Origin of the sequence: Ferrovum myxofaciens (assembly GCF_000735045.1) — a bacterium.
In the GTDB taxonomy this organism is placed as follows: domain Bacteria; phylum Pseudomonadota; class Gammaproteobacteria; order Burkholderiales; family Ferrovaceae; genus Ferrovum; species Ferrovum myxofaciens.
Window position 1 is genome coordinate 1 of sequence record NZ_JPOQ01000229.1, and the last position, 254, is coordinate 254.

Sequence of the window (254 nt, forward strand, 5' to 3'; positions counted from 1 at the left end):
CGCGTCAGGCAGAGCGACAGCAGTCGAGAGAGGACCAGAAGCGGATCAAGCAACTGGAACGGGAACTGAATCGAAAAGAGAAGGCGTTGGCGGAAGCCGCGGCATTGCTGGTATTAGGAAAAAAAGCCGAGGCGATTTGGGGTGTGCAAAAGGAAGACTAATCAGCACCTCGGATCGCCAGGAAATGATGAAACTGATAGATGAAACTGTAGAGGCAGGGGCTCGCAGGCATAAGGCTTGCGAGATCTTGGGGC

General features: G+C 53.9%; 1 pseudogene. It reads left to right on the forward strand.

The features are described from left to right. A pseudogene (locus tag IV91_RS19835) lies at positions 1-254 on the forward strand (IS3-like element ISGur6 family transposase); the annotation flags it as partial.